Source organism: Candidatus Limnocylindria bacterium, from assembly GCA_036523395.1.
GTDB lineage: Bacteria > Chloroflexota > Limnocylindria > P2-11E > P2-11E > CF-39.
Genome location: DATDEH010000056.1, coordinates 39,951 through 63,748, shown reverse-complemented (window position 1 = coordinate 63,748; position 23,798 = coordinate 39,951). Strand labels below are relative to the sequence as shown.

22 protein-coding genes are annotated in these 23,798 nt (G+C 67.7%); 15 read left to right on the top strand and 7 right to left on the bottom strand.

Going from position 1 to position 23,798, the window contains the following annotated elements; translation table 11 throughout:
• The 5 genes from VI056_07760 to VI056_07740 all read left to right on the top strand — a co-directional run.
• On the top strand, nt 1-367 hold a 367-nt coding region (locus VI056_07760; protein ID HEY6202925.1), incomplete at its 5' end, for a MarR family transcriptional regulator.
• Nucleotides 361-2,091 carry an ABC transporter ATP-binding protein gene (locus VI056_07755; GenBank protein ID HEY6202924.1) on the top strand — a complete coding sequence of 577 codons (1,731 nt, stop codon included), beginning with the start codon at nt 361-363 and terminating at the stop codon, nt 2,089-2,091. The genes VI056_07760 and VI056_07755, both read left to right, overlap by 7 nt.
• The gene (locus tag VI056_07750; protein HEY6202923.1) at nt 2,088-4,058 is read left to right on the top strand and encodes an ABC transporter ATP-binding protein; all 1,971 of its coding nucleotides are present in this window, start codon (nt 2,088-2,090) and stop codon (nt 4,056-4,058) included. The genes VI056_07755 and VI056_07750 overlap by 4 nt, the downstream gene beginning before the upstream one ends.
• Nucleotides 4,055-4,987, top strand: a complete 933-nt coding sequence (locus VI056_07745) for an ABC transporter ATP-binding protein (protein HEY6202922.1) — start codon at nt 4,055-4,057, stop codon at nt 4,985-4,987. The genes VI056_07750 and VI056_07745 overlap by 4 nt, the downstream gene beginning before the upstream one ends.
• Entirely contained in the window at nt 4,984-6,003 is a 1,020-nt protein-coding gene (locus tag VI056_07740) for an ABC transporter permease subunit (protein HEY6202921.1), read from the top strand. The genes VI056_07745 and VI056_07740 overlap by 4 nt, the downstream gene beginning before the upstream one ends.
• A 7-nt stretch (nt 6,004-6,010) precedes the next feature.
• Here the strand turns inward: VI056_07740 and VI056_07735 are convergent, their stop codons facing one another.
• Nucleotides 6,011-9,208, bottom strand: coding sequence for an adenylate/guanylate cyclase domain-containing protein (locus tag VI056_07735; protein HEY6202920.1), 3,198 nt, complete (start codon nt 9,206-9,208; stop codon nt 6,011-6,013).
• Between the two features lie 31 nt (nt 9,209-9,239).
• Here VI056_07735 and lepA point away from each other — a divergent pair, with 31 nt between their 5' ends.
• The 4 genes from lepA to VI056_07715 all read left to right on the top strand — a co-directional run bounded on the left by lepA (nt 9,240) and on the right by VI056_07715 (nt 13,303).
• Nucleotides 9,240-11,051, top strand: a complete 1,812-nt coding sequence (gene lepA, locus VI056_07730) for a translation elongation factor 4 (GenBank protein ID HEY6202919.1) — start codon at nt 9,240-9,242, stop codon at nt 11,049-11,051.
• Entirely contained in the window at nt 11,048-11,548 is a 501-nt protein-coding gene (locus tag VI056_07725) for a hypothetical protein (GenBank protein HEY6202918.1), read from the top strand. Before lepA ends, VI056_07725 begins: the two co-directional genes overlap by 4 nt.
• Entirely contained in the window at nt 11,545-12,855 is a 1,311-nt protein-coding gene (hemW, locus tag VI056_07720) for a radical SAM family heme chaperone HemW (GenBank protein ID HEY6202917.1), read from the top strand. The genes VI056_07725 and hemW overlap by 4 nt, the downstream gene beginning before the upstream one ends.
• Nucleotides 12,856-12,946: 91 nt before the next feature.
• Nucleotides 12,947-13,303, top strand: a complete 357-nt coding sequence (locus tag VI056_07715; protein HEY6202916.1) for a hypothetical protein — start codon at nt 12,947-12,949, stop codon at nt 13,301-13,303.
• A gap of 175 nt (nt 13,304-13,478) precedes the next feature.
• On the opposite strand, the gene VI056_07710 is transcribed toward VI056_07715, so the two are convergent.
• A complete protein-coding gene (locus VI056_07710; protein HEY6202915.1) occupies nt 13,479-14,396 on the bottom strand; it encodes a hypothetical protein in 918 nt (305 codons plus the stop codon).
• 482 nt (nt 14,397-14,878) lie between these two features.
• Here VI056_07710 and VI056_07705 point away from each other — a divergent pair, with 482 nt between their 5' ends.
• Both VI056_07705 and VI056_07700 read left to right on the top strand, forming a co-directional pair.
• A complete protein-coding gene (locus tag VI056_07705; GenBank protein ID HEY6202914.1) occupies nt 14,879-15,556 on the top strand; it encodes a Crp/Fnr family transcriptional regulator in 678 nt (225 codons plus the stop codon).
• A complete protein-coding gene (locus VI056_07700) occupies nt 15,556-15,942 on the top strand; it encodes a response regulator transcription factor (GenBank protein ID HEY6202913.1) in 387 nt (128 codons plus the stop codon). The genes VI056_07705 and VI056_07700 overlap by 1 nt, the downstream gene beginning before the upstream one ends.
• On the opposite strand, the gene mscL is transcribed toward VI056_07700, so the two are convergent.
• On the bottom strand, nt 15,939-16,364 hold the full coding sequence (gene mscL, locus VI056_07695; protein HEY6202912.1) for a large conductance mechanosensitive channel protein MscL: 426 nt from the start codon (nt 16,362-16,364) through the stop codon (nt 15,939-15,941). The two genes, VI056_07700 and mscL, sit on opposite strands and share 4 nt — an antisense overlap.
• A gap of 144 nt (nt 16,365-16,508) precedes the next feature.
• On the opposite strand from mscL, the gene hrcA reads away from it, so the two are divergent.
• From hrcA to VI056_07675, 4 genes are all read left to right on the top strand, one after another.
• A complete protein-coding gene (gene hrcA / locus VI056_07690) occupies nt 16,509-17,555 on the top strand; it encodes a heat-inducible transcriptional repressor HrcA (GenBank protein ID HEY6202911.1) in 1,047 nt (348 codons plus the stop codon).
• Between the two features lie 3 nt (nt 17,556-17,558).
• Nucleotides 17,559-18,107, top strand: a complete 549-nt coding sequence (locus VI056_07685; protein HEY6202910.1) for a nucleotide exchange factor GrpE — start codon at nt 17,559-17,561, stop codon at nt 18,105-18,107.
• 5 nt (nt 18,108-18,112) lie between these two features.
• Complete coding sequence (gene dnaK / locus VI056_07680; GenBank protein ID HEY6202909.1) at nt 18,113-20,032, top strand: molecular chaperone DnaK; 1,920 nt, start codon at nt 18,113-18,115, stop codon at nt 20,030-20,032.
• 211 nt (nt 20,033-20,243) lie between these two features.
• Entirely contained in the window at nt 20,244-20,936 is a 693-nt protein-coding gene (locus VI056_07675; GenBank protein HEY6202908.1) for a hypothetical protein, read from the top strand.
• Here VI056_07675 and VI056_07670 read toward each other — a convergent pair.
• The 4 genes from VI056_07670 to VI056_07655 form a co-directional block, all read right to left on the bottom strand.
• Nucleotides 20,933-21,316 (bottom strand): cupredoxin domain-containing protein, encoded by a 384-nt coding sequence (locus VI056_07670; protein ID HEY6202907.1) that lies wholly within the window; start codon nt 21,314-21,316, stop codon nt 20,933-20,935. The genes VI056_07675 and VI056_07670 overlap by 4 nt on opposite strands.
• An 11-nt stretch (nt 21,317-21,327) precedes the next feature.
• On the bottom strand, nt 21,328-22,374 hold the full coding sequence (locus VI056_07665; protein ID HEY6202906.1) for a DUF2330 domain-containing protein: 1,047 nt from the start codon (nt 22,372-22,374) through the stop codon (nt 21,328-21,330).
• 63 nt (nt 22,375-22,437) lie between these two features.
• The gene (locus VI056_07660) at nt 22,438-23,271 is read right to left on the bottom strand and encodes a hypothetical protein (GenBank protein HEY6202905.1); all 834 of its coding nucleotides are present in this window, start codon (nt 23,269-23,271) and stop codon (nt 22,438-22,440) included.
• A 3-nt stretch (nt 23,272-23,274) separates the two neighbouring features.
• Nucleotides 23,275-23,781 (bottom strand): hypothetical protein, encoded by a 507-nt coding sequence (locus VI056_07655; protein HEY6202904.1) that lies wholly within the window; start codon nt 23,779-23,781, stop codon nt 23,275-23,277.
• Nucleotides 23,782-23,798 lie beyond the last annotated feature (17 nt).

Here is a 23,798-nt window from a genome sequence, read left to right as displayed (position 1 = left end):
CGCCGATCTGACGTTCACGCAGCTCCGGGGGCTGTCCGTGCTCGCCCGCAAGCAGCCGCAGCGCATGAGCGACCTCGCGGGGGCGCTCGACATGACGGCGGCGAGCGCGTCGGCGCTCATCGACCGGATGGATCAGCGAGGTTTCGTGACGCGCCGTTCGGATCCCGACGACCGCCGCACCGTTCTGGTCGAGCTGTCACGGCGGGGGCAGCACATCCTGGACATCATGGAGCGGGGCTCCTCCGACCATTTCGGCCGGCTCATCGAGAAGATGACTTCCGACGAGCGCGAGGCGCTCGCAACGACGCTGCGTGCGTTCCTTCGCATCAGCGCGGAGCTCGCTGACGGGAAGACCCGCAGATGCTGATAAGCCTGCTCCGCCGCTACGTGCCGAAGTACCGCACCGAGGTCGCGATCGTCACGGTCCTCGTCTTCATCCAATCGATCGCGAACCTGTACCTGCCCAACCTCAACGCCGACATCATCAACAACGGCGTCGCGAAGGGCGACACCGAGTACATCTGGCGCATCGGCGCGGTCATGCTCGGCGTCACGCTGGTTCTGGGTGTTCTCGCCATCATCAGTGTGTACTTCGCGTCGCGCACATCAATGGGCGTCGGCCGCGATGTCCGCGGCGCGGTCTTCGAGCGCGTCCAGCACTTCTCCGCGCGAGAGATGACTCGCTTCGGGACACCGTCGCTGATCACGCGCAACACGAATGACGTCCAGCAGGTCCAGCTCTTCCTGCAGATCGCGCTCACGATCCTGCTCACCGCACCGATCCTTGCGATCGGCGGGGTCATCATGGCGATCCGCGAGAACGCGCAGCTCTCGCTCACTCTGGTCGTGATCGTCCCGCTCATGGCTGTGGTCATCGGCACGCTCGTCGCGATCTCGATCCCCCTTTTCCGTCAGATGCAGGGTCGAGTGGACAAGATCACCGAGGTGTTGCGCGAGCAGATCATGGGCATCCGGGTCGTACGCGCGTTCATTCGAACGGAGTCCGAGCAGCGCCGGTTCGATGGGGCGAATAGCGATCTCACGGACACCGCCCTCCGGGTGAACCGCATCTTCGCGCTTGCGATGCCGAGCCTGCTTGGCATCATGAATCTGTCGACCGTCGCGGTGCTGTGGTTCGGTGGTCACCTCGTCGACAGCGGGCAGATGCCGATCGGAAACCTCACCGCCTTCCTCATGTACATCTTCCAGATCCTGTTCGCCGTGATGATGGCGGTGTTCATGGTCATCCTCGTGCCGCGCGCGGAGGCGAGCGCGCAGCGGATCGAGGACGTGGTGAGGACGATCCCGTCGGTGTCGGATCCGGCTCAGCCCGTCGAGCCCGAGCGGAACACCGGCGTCGTCGAAATGCGGGACGTGACCTTTGCGTATCCGCACAGTGAGCGAGCGGTGCTGCACGACCTGTCGTTCGCGCTGCGGCCCGGGACGACGACCGGGATCATCGGCGGCACCGGGTCGGGCAAGACGACGCTCCTCACGCTCGTCACGCGTGGATTCGACGTCACAAGCGGGACCGTCTTGGTCGACGGGGTCGACGTGCGCGACCAGTCGCTCGACCGCCTGTGGAGTCGCGTCGGTCTCGTGCCACAGACGGCCTACTTGTTCAAGGGCACCGTGGCCGACAACCTGCGCTTCGGCAACGCGAACGCGACCGACGAGGAGCTGTGGCACGCTCTGGAGGTCGCGCAGGCGCGTGACTTCGTCGCGGCCATGGACGGTCAGCTCGAAGCGCCGATCGACCAGGGTGGCACCAACGTCTCTGGCGGACAGCGCCAGCGCCTCGCGATCGCGCGCGCGCTGGTGAAACGCCCCGCGATCTACCTCTTCGACGACTGCTTCTCCGCGCTCGACGCGGCGACCGATGCGCGGCTGCGCAGGGCGCTCCGCGCCGAGACGGGCGATGCGAACGTCGTCATCGTCGCGCAGCGCGTGAGCACGATCCTGCACGCGGATCGGATCGTGGTCCTCGACGAAGGCCGCGTCGTCGGGATCGGCACGCATGACGAGCTGATGGCTGGCTGCGCGGAGTACCGCGAGATCGTCGAATCGCAGCTCGGTGAGGCCGCGGCATGATGATGATGGGGCGGCCGGGGAACCGGCCGGGTGCGCGGCCCGGTGGCGGCGGCTTCATGGGCATGGGCATGCCCGTCGAGAAGTCGAAGGACTTCCGCGGCACATTCCGCCGGCTCGTCGCGCGTCTGCGTCCAGAACGTCTGACGATCGCGGTCGTGGCGGTGCTCGCGTCAGCGAGCGTCGTCTTCAGCGTGATCGGCCCGAAGCTCATCGGCAACGCCACGAACGTGATCTTCGAGGGCGTCATCGGCAAGACCTTGCCCGCGGGGATCACGAAGGACCAGGCCGTCGAGGCGCTGCGGTCGCGCGGTCAGAGCCAGCTCGCCGACATGCTGTCCGGAACGAACGTCGTGCCGGGCGCTGGTGTCGACTTCACGCAGCTCGCGCAGATCCTGCTGTTCGCCGCGGCCGTCTATCTTCTCGCCGCGGTCCTCGGCTGGCTGCAGCAATACCTCATGGCCGGAGTCGCACAGCGGACCGTGTACGGCCTGCGCCGCGACGTCGAAGCCAAGCTCGCCCGGCTCCCGCTGCGGTACTTCGACAGCCATCCGCACGGTGACCTTCTGAGCCGGGTCACGAACGACGTCGACAACATCGCGACTACGCTCCAGCAGGGCATGAGCCAGCTGCTCACGTCGCTGCTCACCGTCGTCGGCGTGCTCGCGATGATGCTCTGGATCAGCCCGCTGCTTGCGGGCATCTCGATCCTCATGATCCCGCTCACGCTGGTCGTGACCGTCGTCATCGCCGGCCGCTCGCAGAAGGAGTTCGTCGCGCAGTGGGCGCGGACCGGCGCGCTGAACGGACACGTCGAGCAGATGCACACCGGACACGCACTGGTGCAGGTATTCGGCCGGCGCCAGGTGTCGATCGCGCAGTTCGACCAGCTCAATGAGCAGCTGTACGCAGCGAGCTTCAAGGCGCAATTCCTGTCCGGGATCATCCAGCCCGCGGTGGCGTTCCTGTCCAACCTCAACTACGTCGGCGTCGCCGTCATCGGTGGCTACCGCGTGGCGTCGGGAACGATGACGCTCGGTGACGTTCAGGCGTTCATCCAGTACTCGCGCCAGTTCACCATGCCGCTCACACAGCTGGCCGCGCAGGCGAACCTCCTTCAGTCGGGCCTCGCATCCGCCGAGCGTGTCTTCGAATTCCTCCAGGCCCCGGAGGAGGGCGCCGACAGGCCCGCGCCCGTCGCGCTCCCTGCGATCAAGGGCCACGTGGAGTTCGACCGCGTCTCGTTCCGCTACCTGCCTGAGAAGCCGCTCATCGAGGACTTCACGCTCGACGCGCGACCCGGGCAGACGGTCGCGATCGTCGGGCCGACCGGAGCGGGGAAGACCACGATCGTCAATCTGCTCATGCGCTTCTACGAGATCGACGGCGGAGCGATCCGGCTGGACGGTATCGATACGCGCGAGCTACCCCGCGACGTCGTGCGGCGCGCATTCGGAATGGTGCTGCAGGACACGTGGCTCTTCACCGGGACGATCCGCGACAACATCGCCTACGGCAAGGAGAACGCGACGATGGACGAGATCGTCGCGGCCGCGACGGCGGCGCACGCCGATCAGTTCATCCGCACGCTCCCTGACGGATACAACACGGTGCTCGCCGAGGACGCGTCGAACATCTCGAGCGGCCAAAAGCAGCTCCTGACGATCGCGCGCGCGTTCCTTGCTGACCGCAGCGTGCTGATCCTCGACGAGGCGACGAGCAACGTCGACACGCGCACCGAGGTGCTCATCCAGAAGGCGATGGCACAGCTTCGACGCGGTCGCACGAGCTTCGTCATCGCGCATCGCCTCTCGACGATCCGCAGCGCCGACACCATTGTCGTCATGGACCAGGGGCGCATCGTCGAGCAGGGAAGCCACGAAGAGCTGCTCGAGCAGCGCGGTTTCTATCACGACCTGCACTACAGCCAGTTCGCCGAGAACGTCGGGACCGAGGCGGTCGCGGTGTGACGGTCGCGCAAGAGTTCGTAGTCGAGACCGATCGCCTCACCAAGCGATACGGCGACGTGGTCGCGGTCGATGCGCTCTCACTGCGAGTGCCGCGCGGCGGCGTGTTCGGATTTCTCGGTCCGAACGGGTCGGGCAAGACGACGACGATGGGCATGCTGCTGGGCCTGGTTCATCCGACGTCCGGCAGCGCGCAGATCTTTGGCGACCCGGCACGCCATCCCGCGACGCTCAAGCTCGTCGGCGCGATGGTCGAGTCACCGACCTTCTATCCATACCTCTCCGGTCGCGCGAACCTCCGCTATTTCCAGGGCATCGGCCAGCGCGGCACGCCGGCGGACATCGATCGGCTCCTCACGCTCGTCGATCTCGGTAAGCGCGCGGACAGCAAGTTCGCGACCTATTCGCTCGGCATGAAGCAGCGGCTCGGGATCGCGTGCGCGCTCCTCGGCGACCCTGAGCTGGTCTTCCTCGACGAGCCCACGAACGGTCTCGATCCAGCGGGTGTGGTGGAGGTCCGCGAGCTGATCCGCGAGCTCGGGACCGGCGGGCGCACCGTCGTGCTGTCCAGCCACATGCTTGCGGAGACCGAGCTCGTCTGTGACAACGTCGCGGTCCTGTCGCGCGGAAAGCTCATCGCGCAGGGCACGATCAAGGAGCTGCTGCGCGAACACGATTCACTGCGCCTCCGCACGACGGACGATGCGGGCGCCCAGACCGTCCTGAAAGGACTCCCGTGGGTCGAGGAGGTCGCAACACAGGACGGTGGCCTCGTGGTCACCGCCCCGCAGGCACGCTCGTGGGAGGTCTCGCGCGCGCTGGCCGACCGGCACATCTATGTGAACGAGCTTGTCCCGCTGCACCGCACGCTCGAGGAGTTCTTCATGGAGATCACCGAGACCGACCCGACGACTGGGAGGCAGCGCTCGTGATCGCCAACATCGGGAACCTCGCGATCTGGGAGTGGTTCAAGCTCCGGCGGCGCTGGATGATGTGGATCCTTCTCGTGTTCGCGCTTCTCTTCGCGCAGCTCGCGGTGTGGGGAAGCTTCTTCTCGTACCAGAATCTCCGCGACACCGGCGGCGAGTTGACCGTGCCGGCCACGCTACAGCAGCAGCAGGGCCGTGTGCCCAGGACCGTCCGTTGCAATGACCTCCTGTCGGGCGATGTTGCGCGACAGCCGGCGGACCTCGACGCGCAGGTGACGGCCGGTCTCACGGCGCAGTGCCGCGCGCAAGCGCCGACGCTGCCGGCGCGGATGTCGCGCGCGTACGGCAACTTCACGCTGCCCGGCAGCATCCCCAACGCGCTCGGCACGGTGCAGACCCTCGGACTCATCCTGATGGCGATCCTCACAGCGTCCGCGATCGGGATCGACTACGGCGCGGGCACGCTGCGCTCCGTGTTGACGCAGGGCACCGGACGATGGCCGTATCTGACCGCGAAGTTTCTGACGCTCGCGACGCTCACCGCGCTCGGGCTTCTCGTTGCGGTCGCGAGCATCGCGCTCAGCAGCACGATCGCGGGGAATATCGCCGGTGCGGCACCAGACGCCGCAGGCGCCGCCGCGACGTGGTCGGACGCGGGCATCGCGCTCTGGAAGGCATGGGTCTCGATCCTTCCGTACATCGCGCTGACGGCGTTCGTCACGGTCCTGGCGCGTTCGTCCGCCGCCGGCATGGCGATCGGACTCGGTTACTACTTCGCTGAGCAGCTCATCGTTGCGCTGCTGACGAACTTCTTCAGCTGGTTCCAGAACGTCGCCGACTACCTCCTCGTCCGGAACATCTCAGGGTGGACCGGCGGCGCCGGCGGTTTCCCCGGCACCGTGCTGCCGGACCAGACGCACGCGATCATCGTGCTCGCCGCGTACACGGTCGTGCTGTGCGGCACCGCGTTCTGGCTCTTCGAGCGGCGCGACGTGCAGGGCGCGACTGGCGGGGGATGACGCACGGCTACGGGGCGGGGAGCTCCTCCGCGATCCGCTGCAGATAGAGGAGATCGCCGAGCGCGCGAAGGCGTCGCTCCGCATCGGTCCGATCAGCGGCTGCGCCGGTGCGGATCGCGAGCAGCGCGGCGGCACGTGCCGCGTCAGACACGAGATCTCCTTGGTCCATCGCGGCGATGACGTCTCGCAGCTCGGGAGCGCCGCGGTTCAGCGCGCGAGCGGCCTGGATGCGCAGCGTCATCACGGCGGGATCGCGCACGCCCTGACGGGCGATCTCGTCGAGCTCGCTGTCTGGGATCCGCTCGCCGACTTCGAAGAGGATCATCGCGATGAGCTCGGCCTTGCGATCGCGCTGACCGGTCGGCTGCAGCAGGTACTCGCGGGCCATCTTGGCGTCTGATGCGATGAACGCCTCCCAGAGCAGCCGCGTCGGGGGCTTCAGCCGTCCGACATCGGCCACCGCGGTGAACACGCTGCGGTACCGGGCGAGCCGGGTCGCGTCGAGGCGCGCCGCCGCCACGCGTGTCGCCGCGATCAACGCCGGTGCCGTGAACCGACCGATCCCGTCGGGGCCCTGCTCGCGCATAGCGATCACCGCGTCGGCGAAGCTCTGCACGTCATCCCATCGGCCGCACAACATGGCGCAGTACGTTGCCCAGGTCGTGGCGTGCGCCAGGATGTACTCGGGTTCGCCCGCGCGGAGCGCGCCTCGCGCCTCCTGGTAGGTCGCGATGGCTTCGCGGTAGCGACCGAGGAGTGTCAGGTCCCACAACGCAACACTCCACGCGTCGGAGCGCTCGAGGAGACCGAGTCGCGGCGCGTTGGCGATCCGCTGGCGCGCGCAGCCAAGGGCGCGTTCATAGTCGCCGTAGCCGCTCCGGTAGATCGCGCCGAGCGCGTCGAGCGCTTCGCTCTCCGCCTCCGCGTCACCACGCTCCGCGTAGAGCCGCCGCGCTGACTCAACATCGCGCACGAGATCAGCAAGGACGGTGGACTCCGTCAGACCCGCGCGTGACTGAAACGCACGAGCGCACGCGAGCTGCGCCTCGAGCACCTCGTTGGGAGCGCTATCGAGCAGCTGCCGCGCAACGGCCGCCATCTTGTCGAACTCATCCCCGTCGACCGGACGCGACAGCGAGCCCGACCAGCGACCCAGCACGTTCATCCGCTTGACCATCAGGCGCGCGCCCACCTGAGGGTCGCCGCCGGGACTCGCCCGCCACAGATCGAACGCTTCGGCATACCCGTCGACCGCGGAGTCGCTGAAACGAACGAGGTCGCCGACCAGCTCGGAGAGACGCAGATGCTCCTCAGCCGGCGCGAGCCGGATCGCCTCTCGCAGCTGCTCCCGTGCCTCTCGGAACGCGCCACCGCTCGAGGCGACCTGTGCCGCCCGCTCGAGGGCGCGGACAACGGTCGGGACTGGGAGTCCCTCGGGAACGCGCCCGCCCGGCGAGAGTGCGATCGCCTGCCGGTAGTGATACGCGGTGAGCTCGACGAGCTCGTTACCGTGCGCCGGTGCATCCTCCTCGAGCCAGCGCGCAAGCCTCAGGTGTGCGCGCACACGATCGGCCCGCGGCAGCGTGGCATAGGCGACTTCTCGGATCACGATGTGGCGGAAGGTGTAGGCGTCCGCGCCCTGCGGCGTTATGAGGTCGCGCTCCGCCAGGGCTTCGAGCGCGTCAGCGATCTGGCGCGGCTCGAGTTCGGGAAGAAGCGTTCCGACAGCCGAGGCTCGCGCTGTGCGCCCGACGACCGCGGCGTATTCAAGGACGGAACGCTCGGAGGCCGGCAGGTCGTCGATGCGGGCGAGCACGGTCGCGTGGACGGTATCGGGCAGCACGATGGCGTCGTCCTGCGTACCAGCGCGCCGGTGATCCTCGTACGCGCGTACGAGCTCGCCAACGAAGAACGGGTTGCCACCCGCGCGATCGACGATCCGGTCGGCGATCCGCCCCGGAACCGTCTCGGTCAGCACACCCACGAGCCGGCGGGCCTCGTCCGTGCTTAGCGGCTCGAGCGCAAGAGACGTGAAGTTCCGCCGTCCACCGCCCCATTTCGGCCTACGGTCGTGGAGCTCCGGTCGCGCGAGCGCGACCATCACGAGTGGTGTCGCGGTGTGCGACGTCGTCACGTGCTCGACAAGGTCGAGGAGCGTGTCACTTGCCCAGTGGAGATCCTCGAAGACGACGACCAGCGAGCCACGCGCCGCGAGCACCTCGATGAGCAGCCGCCACGCGGCGAAGATCTCGTCGCGATCGCGGCGCTCCGTCTCTTGCGCATCGCCGAGCGTGGCGCCGATGATCGAGCAGAGGCGCTGCGCGTCCTCGTCGTTATGGCCCGCAGCTGCGAATGCCGCCCGCAGTGCCTCGAACAGCCCCTCGTCGCTCGGGATGCGGAGGAGCCCGCGGAGCAGACCGCGCAGGGGCAGGAACGTCACGGCGGCGCCGTAGGGCAGGCACTGCGCCGTTGCGACGTTGACTTCATCGCCCACGCGTGCAGCGAACTCCTCGACCAAGCGTGACTTACCGGTGCCGGCCGGGGCCGTGATCATGACCAGCTGGGGCCGGCGCTCGATGAAGGCGCGGCGAGCGACGAGGTCCAGCTGCGCGAGGTCAGTTTCCCGGCCGAGGAACGGCGCGCGCTGCGTGCGCCGTCCCTGGAGCTGCTCGAGCAGGGTCGCGGCGACGAGCGGCGTGGCTTTCCCTTTCGCGCTGACACGTTGCTCGTCGCCGAAACGGAATGCGCCGGCCACCGCACGTCGTGTTCGCTCGCCGACGAGGATCGCTCCCTCTTCCGCGTGCTGCTGAAGGCGAGCGGCGGCGTTCACAGGGTCGCCGGTGACGAGGAAGTCGCCTCCGGCCGTCTCGCGCGCGGCCACCACCTCGCCGGTGTTCACGCCGATGCGAAGACGCAGCGCGGAGGTCAGTGGGTCTGCGGCCACACGCTGCCGCAGTGTCAGGGTTGCGGCGAGCGCGCGGTCGGCATCGTCGCCGTGAGCCTGTGGGATCCCGAACACCGCCATGACCGCGTCGCCGATGAACTTCTCCAGCGTGCCTCCGTGCTCGGCGACGACCTCGCGCGCGATCTCGTAATAGCGGCCGAGGATGGCGCGGACGTCCTCCGCATCACTGGCTTCGCCCATGGCGGTCGATCCCGTCACGTCGGCGAAGACCACGGTCACGACGCGACGCTCCTCGGGCACAGCGGGATTCTGCCACCCTACTCTGGAGGCGATGTCCGACCCACAATCGCGTATCCGTAACTTCTGTGTGATCGCGCACGTCGATCACGGCAAGACGACGCTGTCCGACCGCCTCATCGAGCTGACCGGCACGGTCGCGCTGCGGCAGATGCGGGACCAGCTGCTCGACTCGATGGAGCTCGAGCGCGAGCACGGCGTCACGATCAAGGCCCGCGCCGTGCGCATGGCATGGACCGGCCGCGACGGCGAGATCTACGAGCTGAACCTCATCGACACCCCCGGCCACGTCGACTTCAACTACGAAGTGAGCCGTTCGCTCGCCGCATGCGAGGGCGCGCTCCTCCTGGTCGACGCGTCGCAGGGGATCGAGGCGCAGACGCTCGCGAATGCCTACCTCGCGATCGAGCAGGGCCTCGAAGTGATCCCGGTCATCAACAAGATCGACCTACCGAGCATCGACCTCGACATCGTCCGCGAAGACCTGCGCACGACGCTCGGCTTCAGGGACGACGAGATCCTTCTCGCGTCAGGCAAGACCGGTCAGGGTGTCGCCGACCTGCTCCACGCCGTCGTCGAGCGCGTGCCGCCGCCAAAAGGCGACGCGACCGCACCGCTGCGCGCGCTCATCTTCGATTCGCACTACGACGCCTACAAGGGAGTGGTCGCGCACGTGCGTGTCGTCGACGGCCTTCTCAGCGCCGAGGACCGCATCCTGCCGATGGCGACGCAGAAGGCGAGCGAGATGCTCGAGCTTGGCGTCTTCGCGCCCGAGCCGCGCCCGATCACGCGTCTTGCCGCGGGCGAAGTCGGCTACGCCGCGACCGGACTGAAGGCCGTCGCCGACTGCCGCGTCGGCGACACGCTCACGCTCGCATCGCGACCAGCCGCGGCGCCGCTCCCTGGGTACCGGCCCGCGAAGCCGATGGTCTTCGCCGGGTTCTACCCGCAGCGCGCCGAGGACTACCCATCGCTGCGCGACGCGCTCGAGAAGCTGCGGCTCAACGACGCGTCGCTGATCTACGAGGCCGAGACGTCACAGGCGCTCGGGTTCGGCTTTCGCTGCGGGTTCCTGGGTCTGTTCCACCTCGAGATCATCCAGCAGCGTCTCGAGCGCGAGTACGACATGGATCTCATCGCGACCTCACCCTCGGTCGAGTACCGCGTGATCACGCAAAAGGGCGACGAGGTCGCGGTCGACAACCCCGCGATGCTCCCCGACCCGGGCACGATCGAGGAGATCCGCGAGCCGTGGATGACGACGACGCTCATCACGCCGACCAATTACGTCGGGCCGATCATGGATCTGGCGCAGGGCAAGCGCGGGACGCTCCTCGATATGAGCTACGTCGACCCGACGCGCGCGATGTTGAAGTACGACATGCCGCTGTCCGAGGTCATCGTCGACTTCTACGACCAGCTGAAGAGCCGTTCGCAGGGCTACGCCTCGCTCGATTACGAATTCGCCGAGTACCGCGCCGCCGATCTCGTGCGCCTCGACATCCTCGTCGCGGGAACGCTGGTCGACGCGCTGTCGGTCATCGTGCACCGCGACAAGGCGCAGCACATCGGTCGTCTCCTCGTCCACAAGCTGCGCGGCCTCATCCCCAAGCAGATGTTCGACGTGCGCATCCAGGCCGCGATCGGCGGAAAGATCATCGCCAGCGAGAACGTCAGCGCGAAGCGTAAGGACGTGATCGCGAAGTGCTACGGCGGCGACATCACGCGCAAGAAGAAGCTGCTCGAGAAGCAGAAGGAAGGCAAAAAGCGCATGAAGATGGTGGGATCGGTCGAGATCCCCCAGGAGGCCTTCCTCGCCGTGCTGCGCATCAAGGACGACGCATGAAGCAGCCCAAGCTGCAGTTCGACCATCCGACACAGACGAATGCCTCGACATTCCTACAGGCGATCGCGGCCGGTGACGCCGCGACCGTGTGGGCCTGCCTCTCGCGCGAGACGCGCGGTCTGCTCGAAGGGCTCTACGCGGGGCATGCCGGGCTCGCGCTCCACCGCGCCGCGGGAGTTGGCGAGACCGAGGACGACGCGAGGCTCGTGGAGATCGTCGTGCCGCTGCGAGCGTCCGTGCTCGGTGCGCTCGGCGGGGCCGAGAAGATCGGCGCCTACGGCGTGGCCGGAGCGCGACTCGTCGATCGGAACACGGCGTACGTGTTGTTGCTGCCCGACTTCGGCGACGAGCGCGTCGTGACCGAGGACGAGTGGCGCCCCTCGCACCTGCTCGCCTTCGTGCACGAGTCCCGCGATTGGCTCGTCGACCTTGCGCGAACTTCGGAGCTGTCAGCCGACGCCGAGCTGCCTGATCTTCTCGGAGCCATTCGCCGATGAACGGGATGTCGGTGCGAGACGAGCGAGGCGCGGGCGACGCGCCGAGGGCCCCCGCGCGCGAGGGGTCCCCGTCCCGAAGGGACGGGGTTTCGCGCGTTGAGAGGGTTTCGGCGCGTCGCCCGCCGAAAGCGCTGGGCGTATACGTGCACATCCCGTTCTGCGCATCGCGATGTCCCTATTGCGACTTCGCGACGGCTCCTGCTCGGACTGCGCTCCGCTCGCGTTACCTCGATGCCGTCGACGCGGAGATCAGGCGCGAGGGTCAGCGGTTGGAGAAGCCGCGGGTAACGACGCTGTTCTTCGGCGGCGGAACTCCCAGCCTCCTTGAACCTCGCGAGATCGCGCGGCTCGGAGCCGCTCTCGGGGACGCATTCGATCTCCGACCAGTCGAGGCGACCGTCGAGGCGAACCCAGCGACACTCGATCGCGCGCGGCTCGAGGCGTGGGCCGGCCTGGGGATCACGCGCCTGTCGCTCGGCGCCCAGTCGTTCTCGCCCGCCGGCCTGCGCGCCCTCGGCCGCACCCACCAGCCCGAGGACATCGCGCCCGCGGTGGCCGCCGCGCGCTCGGTGGGTTTAGACGTCAACCTGGACCTGATCTTCGGCTGGCCGGGGCAGACCGCCGCGGGGTGGCGGGAGGACCTCGAGATCGCGACGGCCCTGGGGCCGGACCACCTCTCCTGCTATCCACTGGAGCTCGCGCTCGAGCCGGAGGAGGCCGTGGCCAACTGGCCGGGGGCCGGCTGGCGGTCCGTCGAGCGGTGGCGGCGGCGGTCTGCGGCGGCGCAGCCCGACGAGGACGGGATCGCGACGCTGTACGAGCTGGCTGAGGCGTTCCTGGCACGTAGCGGCTACCGGCACTACGAGATCGCGAACTGGGCGCGTCCCGGCAAGCGCTGCCGCCACAACCTCGGCTACTGGCGTAACGGCGACTGGCTCGGTGTGGGCGCGGGTGCGCATTCGCACGTCGCCGGCGTGCGCTCACGCAACGTGGGAGTGCTGACCGCCTACATCGGCGCGATCGATCGAGGCGATGAGCGGATCGTCGACGCGGCCGCCGACGCCGCGGTGGACGGCGCGATGCTCGCGCTGCGTCTCGACGAGGGCCTCGACCTGGTCCGTTACGGCTCGCGCTTCGGGCCGGACGCGGTGTTGCACGTTCGGAGCGCGCTGCGCTCGCTCGACGGCACGCGCCTCGTGCGTTGGTCCGGCGAGCGCGTGCGCCTCACCGCGCGAGGCCGCTTGCTCGCGAATGAGGTGTTCGTCCGACTGCTTCCCGACGACGTGAACTCGTTGGCACCGGTCTAGTACGACTACGCGCTTGCGGCGAAGTGCCGAACGCGATATGACACGCACAGACAGCACTTCTCCCAGCGCGAAAGAAATTTGGGGAGGCCTCATGCAGGACGAGAACACCGGTAACGATTGGTCATCGCAGAAGCAGCCTGGATCCATCTGGCCCGCACCGCAGCCGTCGGGTACACCGCCAACGCCACCGTCATCGATGGGTGGCGGTTCGATGGGCGGCGCCTCGAAGCCCAGCGCCGGCCGGAAGAGCACCGCCCGCAAGAAGACGACCGCGAGGAAGAAGACGACGGCTCGTAAGAGCACCGGTCGCAAGAAGACCACCGCCAAGAAGAAGACCACCGCGCGCAAAGGCACCAAGCGCAAGTCGACAGCGCGCAAGGCGACGCGAAAGAGCACCGGCCGCAAGTCGACTGCGCGTAAGAGCACCGCACGCAAGCGCCGCCGCTAGTTCGCGTACCCACTGAAACGTGACACGCCGCCCGGAAGGGGCGGCGTGTCTCATTTACCTCAAGAAACCGGCTAGTTGCGCTTGCCGCGACCCATCCCGGGCTTCCGCCCATGGTTGGCCTTCTTGCTGCGCCAGCCCAGCTTGCCGGTCGTCTTCTGCTTCTTTTGCCCCTTGCTCATGCGGCGTCGTGCCCTCCACTGAAGAGATGGAGCTGCAGCGCCCGCGTCGGCGGGGCGATCAGCTCGGTCACGAGCCATTGTGCGATGTCCGCGCCCGGCGCGTCCGCCGCGAGGCCGACGCGCGAGCGCGCGTTCTCGAGGCGCTTTCTCGTCGCGCGGGGATCGAGGCCGATCGCCCGCGCGGTATCGGCGAGCGAACGCTCGAGCACGTCGTGAAGGACGAAAACGCCGAGGTCGGCGCCGCGGAGCGCGTGGCGGCCGACGAGGTCGCGCAGGCCCGCGCCGAACAGGCGTCCGGTCGCCACGGCATCGCGGATCGTCGATGCGGCCGCCCCGTCCAGCTCTCCGATGCGAAGGAGCGCCGCGATCTCGCCATCAGGAAGGTGGCGCGCCTGCTCGAGCGATGCGAGGAAACGCTGGACGACCACATCGTCCGACACGACGGGGAGGGCGGCTCCCGGAGCGATGGCCGCGATGCGCTCGAGGGCCGCGCCCAGCCCGCGTCGGAGTCCGTCGAGGTCTACGAAGCGCACGACCTCGACGACCGCGGGGTTGCCGAGCAGCAGGCGCGATACCGTCCGCTCGCGCTCGACGACGAGGACGACCGGCACGGCGTGCTCGCGTGCGAGCTCGACCTCGATGCCGACGCCGAAGGACGGGATGCCCGCATACGCCACGACGACGCGTGCCGAGGTCACGTGCGCGCGGTCGATGTCGTATACGGCACGCGGTTCCAAATGGGCGGCGGCCACGGGACCCGTCACGCGGTGGGGAAGGTAGGCGCGGAGGCCGACCGACTCCACCACCTCCGCCAGCAGCTCATAAAAGAGCCGCATGCGTGCGCCCTCCTCGAGCGCTGTGAGAGCGCCCGAGACGTACGCCTCGCCGGTGCGGACCGTGGTCTCGCCGTCCATGGGCGGTCGATTGTGGAGTGGCCGTCAAGGGCCGGACAGGAACGGCGACAGATCGAAAGCCGCCGCAACGTAGGCCATCCGATAGCACGTAAGGTGGGCGGAGCGGGCGCCGACGGGATGCGTGACAGCAAGGATGCTCGCCCAGCGTTCACCCGTCGCCCGATGGATATGTGGCGCGGTTCTCGAACGTCACGGGGATCAACCAGACCCTGAGTCCGTCCGGGCACGCCGCGCTTTAGCCCGAACTGCTGGCCGGAGTCGTCCGAGATCTGGAACGGCGGAAGGCCGTTGCACGCGAGGAAGAACGCGCCGCAGGGGCCACCGAGTACAAGGACAAGGCCCAACCATCCGACAAGCCGCCAGCGTGGCGCAGCGCTCATCGGGGCAGGCTCGTTGCTCCACCTTTGCTCCACGCGCATGTGCGCGGTGAATTCCTCGTCGTCCGAGACGCCCTTCGCGGTTCGAATACCTAGAATCGCGCCGTGCCGGAGACACGTCTCCCGGACCACCTGCGGCGCTATCCGCTCTTCGCCAAGCTCGACGATGCCGAAGTTGCGCAGCTTGCCGAGCGGATGCGCATGCGGTCGTTCAAACGCGGCGAGGCGCTCTTCCGTAAGGACGATCCGGGGATGCACCTCTACGTGGTGCTGGCCGGAGCGGTGAAGATCGCGCTCCCGGGCGAGTTCGGTCAGGAGGCGCTGGTCTCGATCATGCGCACCGGCGACTTCTTCGGGGAGCTCGCGCTGTTCGACGGCAGCCCGCGCTCCGCCTCGGCGACGGCGCTCGAGGACACCCGGGCCGCCCTTCTGGCGCGCGACGACTTCCTCGCGTTCCTCGAGGCGCATCCGGCGTCGGTCCGCGTCGTGCTCGATGCGCTCGCGAAGACGATCCGCAGGCTGTCGGATCGGGTCGAGGACCTCATCTTCCTGGACGTGCCGAGCCGGGTCGCGAAGTACCTGCTCGATCTCGCGCAGGCGGACGGCACCGCGAAGCTCGAGCTCACGCTCACGCAGGACGAGCTGGCGGCCTTCATCGGCGCGTCGCGCGTGTCGGTGAACCGTGTGCTCGGGGACCTCGAGCGGCGCGAGATCATCGGGATCCGCCGGCGCCACATCGTCATCGTTGATCCCGAACGGCTTGCGAAGGAGATCCGGGTCTAGTGGCGCGAAAGCGTCCTCTGGTCCTGGTGGTCGAGGACGATCCCGCTCTGGGCGACGTGATCGTCACAGCGCTGCGGGACGACGGCCTTGACTCGAAGCTCGCGAGCGACGGCGACGAGGCGATGCGGCTCGTGGACTCGCTGGAGCCCTCGTGCATGGTCCTCGACCTCATGATGCCGCGACGCGACGGCTTCTCGGTGCTGCGCGAGCTGCGTTCGGATGGCCGTCTCGTGAAGATGCCCGTCGTGGTGGTGACCGCGATGTTCGGCCTGTCCGAGCGCAACTACGCGACGGAGCTGGGCGCGGCCGACTACGTCACCAAGCCATTCGAGCTCGATGATCTTGTCGGCCGCGTCCGCGCGCTGATCAGCCCGACGCCGGTCTAGGTTCGCGCACCCGCCGTCAGCTGGCTGGTGCAGTACCGGCAGCGCGTCGCCGAGGCAAGGATCTCCTCGCCGCAGAACTGGCAGATCTTCGTCGGTGCGCCCTTCGGCACGAACGTTCGCGCGATCACGAACACCACGAAGGCGACGATGATGAACGTGATCACCGTGTTGATGAACACGCCGTAATTGAGCGTCGCCAGCCCCGCGTCCTGCGCCGCCTTCAAGCTCGCGGGATGCTTTCCCGAGAGGTCGACGAACAGGTTGTTGAAATCGACCCCACCGAGGAGCAGCCCCACGGGCGGCATGATGATGTCCTTCACCAGGGAATTGACCACCGCCGCGAGCGCCACGCCGATGATGAACGCGAGAGCCAGCGCGAGCACGTTCGCCTTGAGCAGAAAGTCCTTGAACTCCGACCCCATCGATGGAACCTCCACGCCTACGTCAGTGTGTGGCAATCAGCACGCTGGGTGCCAGCCGAACGACCGGCTTAGCGAGCGTTACAGGCTTGACGACGACTGCGGTGCCTTGCTAGGGTATTAGCACTCTCGATGGGAGAGTGCTAAGTGCCTCAGAAGAGCGATCAGCTCCCACAGCTCGGCGAGCGGCAACGTGATCTGCTGCGCGCCGTCATCCGTGAGTACATCGCCACGGCCCAGCCGGTGGCCTCAGCGGCGCTCGTCCGTCAGTACCGCCTCGATGTCTCGTCGGCCACGGTCCGGAGTGAGCTGGCCGCGCTCGAGGAGATGGGTCTCCTCACGCATCCGCACACATCCGCCGGACGCGTTCCGACAGATCTGGGGTACCGCTACTTCATCGAGAGCCTGATGCCGCGGCCGAGTCTTCATCCGGAGGAGCAGCTCACGGTGAGCCACCAGTTCCAGCAGGCGCTCTCGAACACGTCGGAGTGGCTGCGTCTCGCGGCCTCGACGCTCGCTCGTCTGACGACCGAGGCGGCCATCGTGACGCCACCGGCATCGGGCCGGGCCACGCTGCGGCACGTCGAGGTGGTCCCGATCAGCGAGAGGCGCGCCCTGGTCGTCGTCGTCTTCGAAGGAGGCACGGTGGCGCAGCAGCTGATCGAGCTGCGCGTCGCGACGACGCCCGAGCATCTGCGTTCGCTGTCATCGCGTCTCACCGAGGCGCTGCTATCTCGCGACGCCGCCGGTGTGCGCGGCGCGACTCGGAGCGAGACGGGTGTCGACTCCGAGGTCGCCGGAGCGATCGCGCGAGCGCTGGACGACCACGACGCCGCGCGGACGCATGACGTCTATACCGATGGCATCCAGAACATCCTCGCGCAACCGGAGTTCGCGGCCGGCGGACGGATGCAGGACATGCTGCGGCTCCTCGAGGACCGCACGCGCCTCATCGACCTGCTGCCGCCGACGCTCGGCGACGACGAGGTGCATGTCGCGATCGGCAGCGAGCACCGGCTGGAGCCACTCCGTGGCTGCAGCCTGGTGTTCGGACGGTACGGTGCCGGCACGGAATACCTCGGATACGTCGGCGTCGTAGGTCCGACGCGCATGGACTACGCGCGCACCATCGGCGCGGTGCGCTACGTCGGATCGCTGATGAGCGATCTCGTTCGAGTCATGGAGGGTCACTAGATCATGGACGACAAAGCACGAAAGGCGGAGGAGCTGCTCGAAGAGCGTCTTCGGACGCGGACGAATGGGCCGACCCACGGCGCGGTCGCCGATGTGGAGCCCGAACCGCCCACGACGCAGTCCAAGGTCGAGGAGCTCACGAGCGATCTCCAGCGCATGACCGCGGACTTCGCGAATTACCGCAAGCGCAACGAAAGCGAGCGGAACGAGTTCGCCAAGTTCGCAAAGGCGGATCTCATCGCGAAGCTGCTCGACGTTCTCGACGGCTACGACCGCGCGCTTGGCACGGTGCCGGAGGATCTGAAGGGTCAGCCGTGGGTCGAAGGGATGTGGCTCGTTGAGCGCAAGCTGCGCACGGTCCTCGAGGCCGAAGGCCTCGACGTGATCGACTCGCTCGGCAAACCGTTCGACCCGTATCTGCACCAGGCCGTCGCGTACGTCGAGTCCGACAAGCCCGAGGGCACTGTCATCGAAGAACATCAAAAGGCGTACCGACTGCACGACCGGGTCATCCGCCCAGCGCTCGTCACGGTCGCCAAGAAGAAGGAGTAGCGAACATGCCAAAGGTCATCGGTATCGACCTGGGCACCACCAACTCGGCCGTGGCGTACATGGAAGGTGGAGAGCCCACGATCATCCCGAACGCGGAGGGTGGACGGATCACGCCGTCCGTCGTCGCGTTCACCAAGAGCGGGGAGCGTCTGGTCGGCCAGGTCGCGAAGCGGCAGGCGATCACGAACCCGGAGAACACGATCTACTCGATCAAGCGCTTCATGGGGCGGCGTTTCACCGACCCCGAGGTGCAGCGATCGTTGAAGCAGGTCCCATACAAGGTCGGTCAGGCAAGCAACGGCGGCGTCGAGGTCGTCCTCGCCGACAGCCGCAAGCTCACGCCGCCCGAGGTCTCGGCGATGATCCTCGGCAAGCTGAAGACCGACGCCGAGGCGTTCCTCGGCGACAAGGTCACGCAGGCGGTCATCACCGTTCCCGCGTACTTCGACGACAGCCAGCGTCAGGCCACGAAGGACGCCGGCCAGATCGCTGGCCTCGAGGTCCTGCGCATCATCAACGAGCCCACCGCGGCCGCGCTGGCCTATGGGCTCGACAAGAAGAAGGACGAGCTCGTCGCGGTCTACGACCTCGGCGGCGGGACCTTCGACATCTCGATCCTGCAGCTCGGTGAAGGTGTCTTCGAGGTCAAGGCCACGAATGGTGACACGCACCTGGGTGGCGACGACTTCGACGCGCGGATCATCGACTGGCTCATCGAGGAATTCAAGAAGGATCAGGGCATCGATCTGAAGAACGACCGCATGGCCCTTCAGCGTCTGAAGGAGTCTGCGGAGAAGGCGAAGATCGAGCTCTCGAGCACGCAGCAGACCGAGATCAACCTGCCGTTCATCACGGCGGATCAGGCCGGTCCGAAGCACCTCGTCATCACGCTGACGCGGAGCAAGCTCGAGCAGCTCATCGGTGACCTCGTCGAGAAGACGGTCAGTCCCGTCAAGAAGGCCATCGCAGACGCGGGCGTGAGCGCGGACAAGATCGACGAAGTGGTCCTGGTCGGTGGCATGACGCGCATGCCGCTCGTCGTGGAGACCGTGAAGAAGCTGTTCGGCAAGGAGCCGAACAAGAGCGTCAACCCTGACGAGGTCGTGGCGATCGGCGCCGCGATCCAGGCCGGCGTGCTCAAGGGCGAGGTGAAGGACATCCTTCTCCTCGACGTCACGCCGCTGTCGCTCGGCATCGAGACCCTCGGTGGCGTCGCCACCAAGCTCATCGAGCGCAACAGCACCATTCCGACGTCGAAGTCGCAGATCTTCACCACGGCCAGCGACGGCCAGACCCAGGTGGAGATCCATGTCGTCCAGGGTGAGCGCGAGCTCGCCGCGGACAACAAGAGCCTGGCGCGATTCATCCTCGACGGCATCCCGCCTGCTCCACGAGGCGTTCCGCAGATCGAGGTGACGTTCGACATCGACGCGAACGGGATCCTCAACGTCAAGGCGAAGGACAAGGCCAGTGGCAAGGAGCAGCACGTCACGATCACCGCTTCGAGCGGCCTCAGCAAGGACGAGGTCGAGAAGCTGGTGAAGGACGCGCAGGCGCATGCGGAGGAGGACCGCCGCAACGTCGAGCGGATCCAGACCCGCAATGAAGCCGACACCTTCGCGTACCAGATCGAGAAGACGCTCCGCGACCTCGGCGACAAGGCTCCCGCCGAAATCAAGAAGGATGTCGAGGAGAAGATCGCCGCGCTGCGCGAGACGCTGAAGGGCGACGACACGCAGCGGATCAAGACCGCGATGGAGGAGCTGCGAGTCGCGTCGATGAAGATCGGCGAGGCCATGAACCAGCAGCAGCCGCCCTCAAACGACGGCCAGCCACAGCAGCCCGAGGGCGAACCCGCGGGTGCCACGGCCGGCGACAAGAAGGACGGCGACACCATCGAGGGCGAGTTCAAAGAGCAGAGCTGATAAGAGTTCGCGCGAGCGAACTCAGACGCGCGAAGAGAGGCGCCGCTGGAGGATGACTCCATGCGGCGCCTCTTCCTCTATGTGGTCCTGCTGCTCGCGGCCTGTGCCCCGACGCTGATCGCCGCGCAGGCGGTCCGCTCCGAGCCCGCATCAAACTCCCACGGCGCCGCCACACGTTAGGACCAGGCGGGCAAGCCCCATCATGAAAGTGATGCCTCGTCTGCTCATGCAGGGCGCTCTCGCCGTTGCGATCATCGCCGCTGGCCTGGTGGTCGGACAGCAGTTGCGCGCGTCGCGCGAGCGGCTCGGGACCGGTCAGGCTGGGAGCGCTGCGAGCGTCCAGCCGACGACGGCAGTCCCGACGCCGATGGCGACGATGCAGGTGACCGCCCCGCCACGGCAAGCGACGCCGGCGCCTGCCGCCCGGACGGTCGTGCCCACCCCGTTCACCACTCCGTATACCGGCGCGAAGCACCTGCTGAGCGGGACGGTGACCGTGGGCGGCGCGCCGGTCCGCGGCGCTCAGGTCATGGTCTTTCCGTCCGACCCGTCCAACCACGGACCGACGCCCGTGCCACCGGAGAGCGCGAGCGCGATCACGGATGCGCGAGGCGCGTACCAGGTCAAGTCGAGCGCGATCGCGAGCGCGAAGCTGTTGATCACTCAGCCGCAGTACTGGGCCAGCGATGCTGGATTACTTGGGTCGTGGGACTTCGACGAGACGCGCCGCTGGGACGCGCTTCCGAATCCATTGGTCCTCGACCGTCCCGCAGCCACCGCGACCGTGGGCCACTACGGCGTGACCGGCTTGTTCGATCGCAAGTACGTCGCGACGCTCGGCTATGTCGATGGTGGGTGGCGCGTCACGAGCTTCGCACTGCCAGTGCTCAGCGGACCTCACTAGCCTCTGGCGACGAGCGCTCCGACCATTCCGTAGGCCTCGTGCCCAGGGAAGTGGCAGATGTACGTGTACGTGCCGGGCGCGAAGGTGAGCGTAGTCAGTTTGGTCGACATCGGCGGGAGCGAGACCTCATCGGGACGGTCACCGTGGACCGGCTCGGTGCCGGTGCGATGCCGGTCGTGGAACGCGGCGTCTCCGATGAGCCACTCGTGGTCGATCGGGTCGTCGTTCACGATCGTGAAGGTGATCGGCACTCCGGCTGGCACCTCGATGCGATCTGGCGCGAAGTGCGAGTAGTGGATCCGGACGCCGACCTGCGTCGGCGTGGCGGCCTGCGCCGTGGCGCAGGCGCTCGCCGCGAATGCGGCGAGCGCGAGCGCCACCAGGGCGCGCCTCACGGCTTGACCGACCGTGGGGCGAACCTGCCGACGAGAAGGAGCGCGCCGAGTCCGAGGATCGCGATGCCCATGAGGGCGACCGGCTGGCTCGATGAGTTGTTGCTTGCGGGAGTCGTCGGGTTCGCAGGAGCCTCGAGTCCGGCGGCGACACGAGACGCGACGGTCCCGTTCGCGCTGACCGCGAGGTCGTACGTCAGCTGGCTCGCCGACGCGTTGATGGCGAGCTTGGTGAGCCAACCCATCTCAGGGACCCAGTCCATGCCCTTGTCGGAACGAAGGTCGTCCAGCAGCGACGCCGATGCGGTCGCGCTGTGCTCGAGCTGCATGCCGTTGCCGATCGGCGCGGGGAGCAGCACAGGCTTGCGATCCGTCAGGAGATAGACATCCGCGGTGATGCGATCGTTGGCGTTCTTGCCGGTGCCGAGGATCCGCAGCGGGACCCAGGGATTCGCGGTCGGGATCGTGATGTGGACCGGCGTGCCGTCGCCGATGTTCTGGCCCTTTGCCTTTGCCGCGTCGGCGTCGAAGACGGCGGCCAGGAAGATCGGGCTACGCGCGGCGTAGAAGTCGAGCACCTCGGGTGCGTCAGCGGGAAGACGGAAGCCGTGCTCGGTGGCCCACCGTCCGACGGCCTCGCCGCCGCCCTTGAGAACGCTGATGTCGAGCGCGTCGATCTTCACCTGCATCAGGACCTGCGCGTCCTCGCGCGCACCCGCCGACGCGAGAGCGGTCGGCGCGAAGAGCGAGCGCTTCGCGAGCTCGGTCTCGCGGATCAGGCGCTGGAGCGTCCAGTCGCCGCCCTTTTCGACCGACGTCGGAACACCCGGAAGCGGTACGAGCGAGCCGAACTGCCCGCTACCGCCCTGGAACTTGAACGCGGTGACGTAGTGCTCGATGCCATCGTGGTAACCCGCGAAGGTCGTGGTGCGGAGCAGGTTGACCGCGCCGTTGGGGCCGATGAGGCCCGCGCAGGCTGCGGCTGGCTGCGTGCTCACGACGAAGGCTGCGACGAGTGCTGCCGCGCCGGCGATGAACCGTCTCATACCGTGTCCTCCTTCCGGCCATGGCCGGATGGCGGTATGACGGCGAGCCGGGCGGAAGGTTCCCTAGGCCGGATTTCTGGGCAAATACGCCGCGCAGAGCATGCCGAAATACGTCGGCGCCTCGTACGAAAGGAACTCGCCGTGCCAGCGGTCGGCGATCGCGCCGTGGAGCATCAGCATCTGCCAGAAGCTGTCGGCCTTCGCCTCGGCGACGAACGCTTTGTCGAATCGCAGCAGCTCACCGAGGGCGTCGCTCTTCACGAGCTCCACGACCTTGTCGTCGAACTCTTTGGATGCCGGGCTGAACCCATAGGGACCCTTCGGGTCATGCGCGTGTCCGTGATCGCACGAGGCGATGAGCGCGACGCGCTTGCCGGATGTCTCGGCCGCTTTCGCGATCGCACGGCCTGCGGTCACGTGCGCGTCCCACGGAAGATCGCGCGCCGGCGCGACCATGACGATCGGCTTGGGCGGCTCATCCCGGCCGCCCATGAAGTGCAGCGGCACCTGCGTGCCCCAGTCCATCGGGAACACCGCCGCCGCCGTGTCGTTCGCGCCGTAGCTCACTGCCGCGATAGGAACGCCTGCCTCACCGACCGCGACGGCGATGTCGATCGCGAAGTCGCGGTCCACCGGGACGCGCATCGCGATCGGCGTCGCGCCGCTCTCGAGCGTCCCAGCCATCGTGCCCGCGAGGACGACGGCCATGCCGCGCTCGACGTGGATGTTGTGCGGCGTCAGCACGACGGTGACCTCCGGCGAGGCTACGGCGAAACGGCGCCCGAGATCCTCCATCGCGGCGCGCGTCTTGGCGGCGAGCGCGCGCTCCTCGGGCTTGCACCATTCCGCGATCGCCATGCTGCCGTGCGGCGCGATCGCCGCGAACACCAGGGCCACCGGTCAGCTGAGGCGCGCGGTGACCATCGCGAGGATGATGAGCGTGCCGATGACGATCTGGACGCGACCGATCATCTGGATGCGTTTGATGATCTGGCCCGCTTCGGCCGCGGCGGCCGCGTCGCCCGCGGCGGCTTTCGGACCGAGCGTCAACATCCGCTGCGTCCACGGGACGACGGTCCTGCGGACGAGGATGTACAGCCCGAAGGCCAGGAGGATGCCGAGGCCCAGGACGATGCTCCAACGTGACCCGAGGGGGTCCTGAAGCTGTTGGGCTCGGCCCGACGCGAACAGGTTGAGCACGCCGGTCACGAGCGTGAGCTCCGCCACCCGGAGGATGTAGAAGATCTGCCGCGGCGCCAGCTGCGCCATGACCGGCCCGCGCGCTGGCGCGGGGGCGGCGAGGAGGGCCGGCAGCTGCACGAACAGCGTGTAGAAGCCGCCGCCGATCCAGAGGATGCCGGCGAAGACGTGCAGGAACTGTGTAATGAAGCGGAAGAGGTCAGCCATGAGCCGGGATAATGACA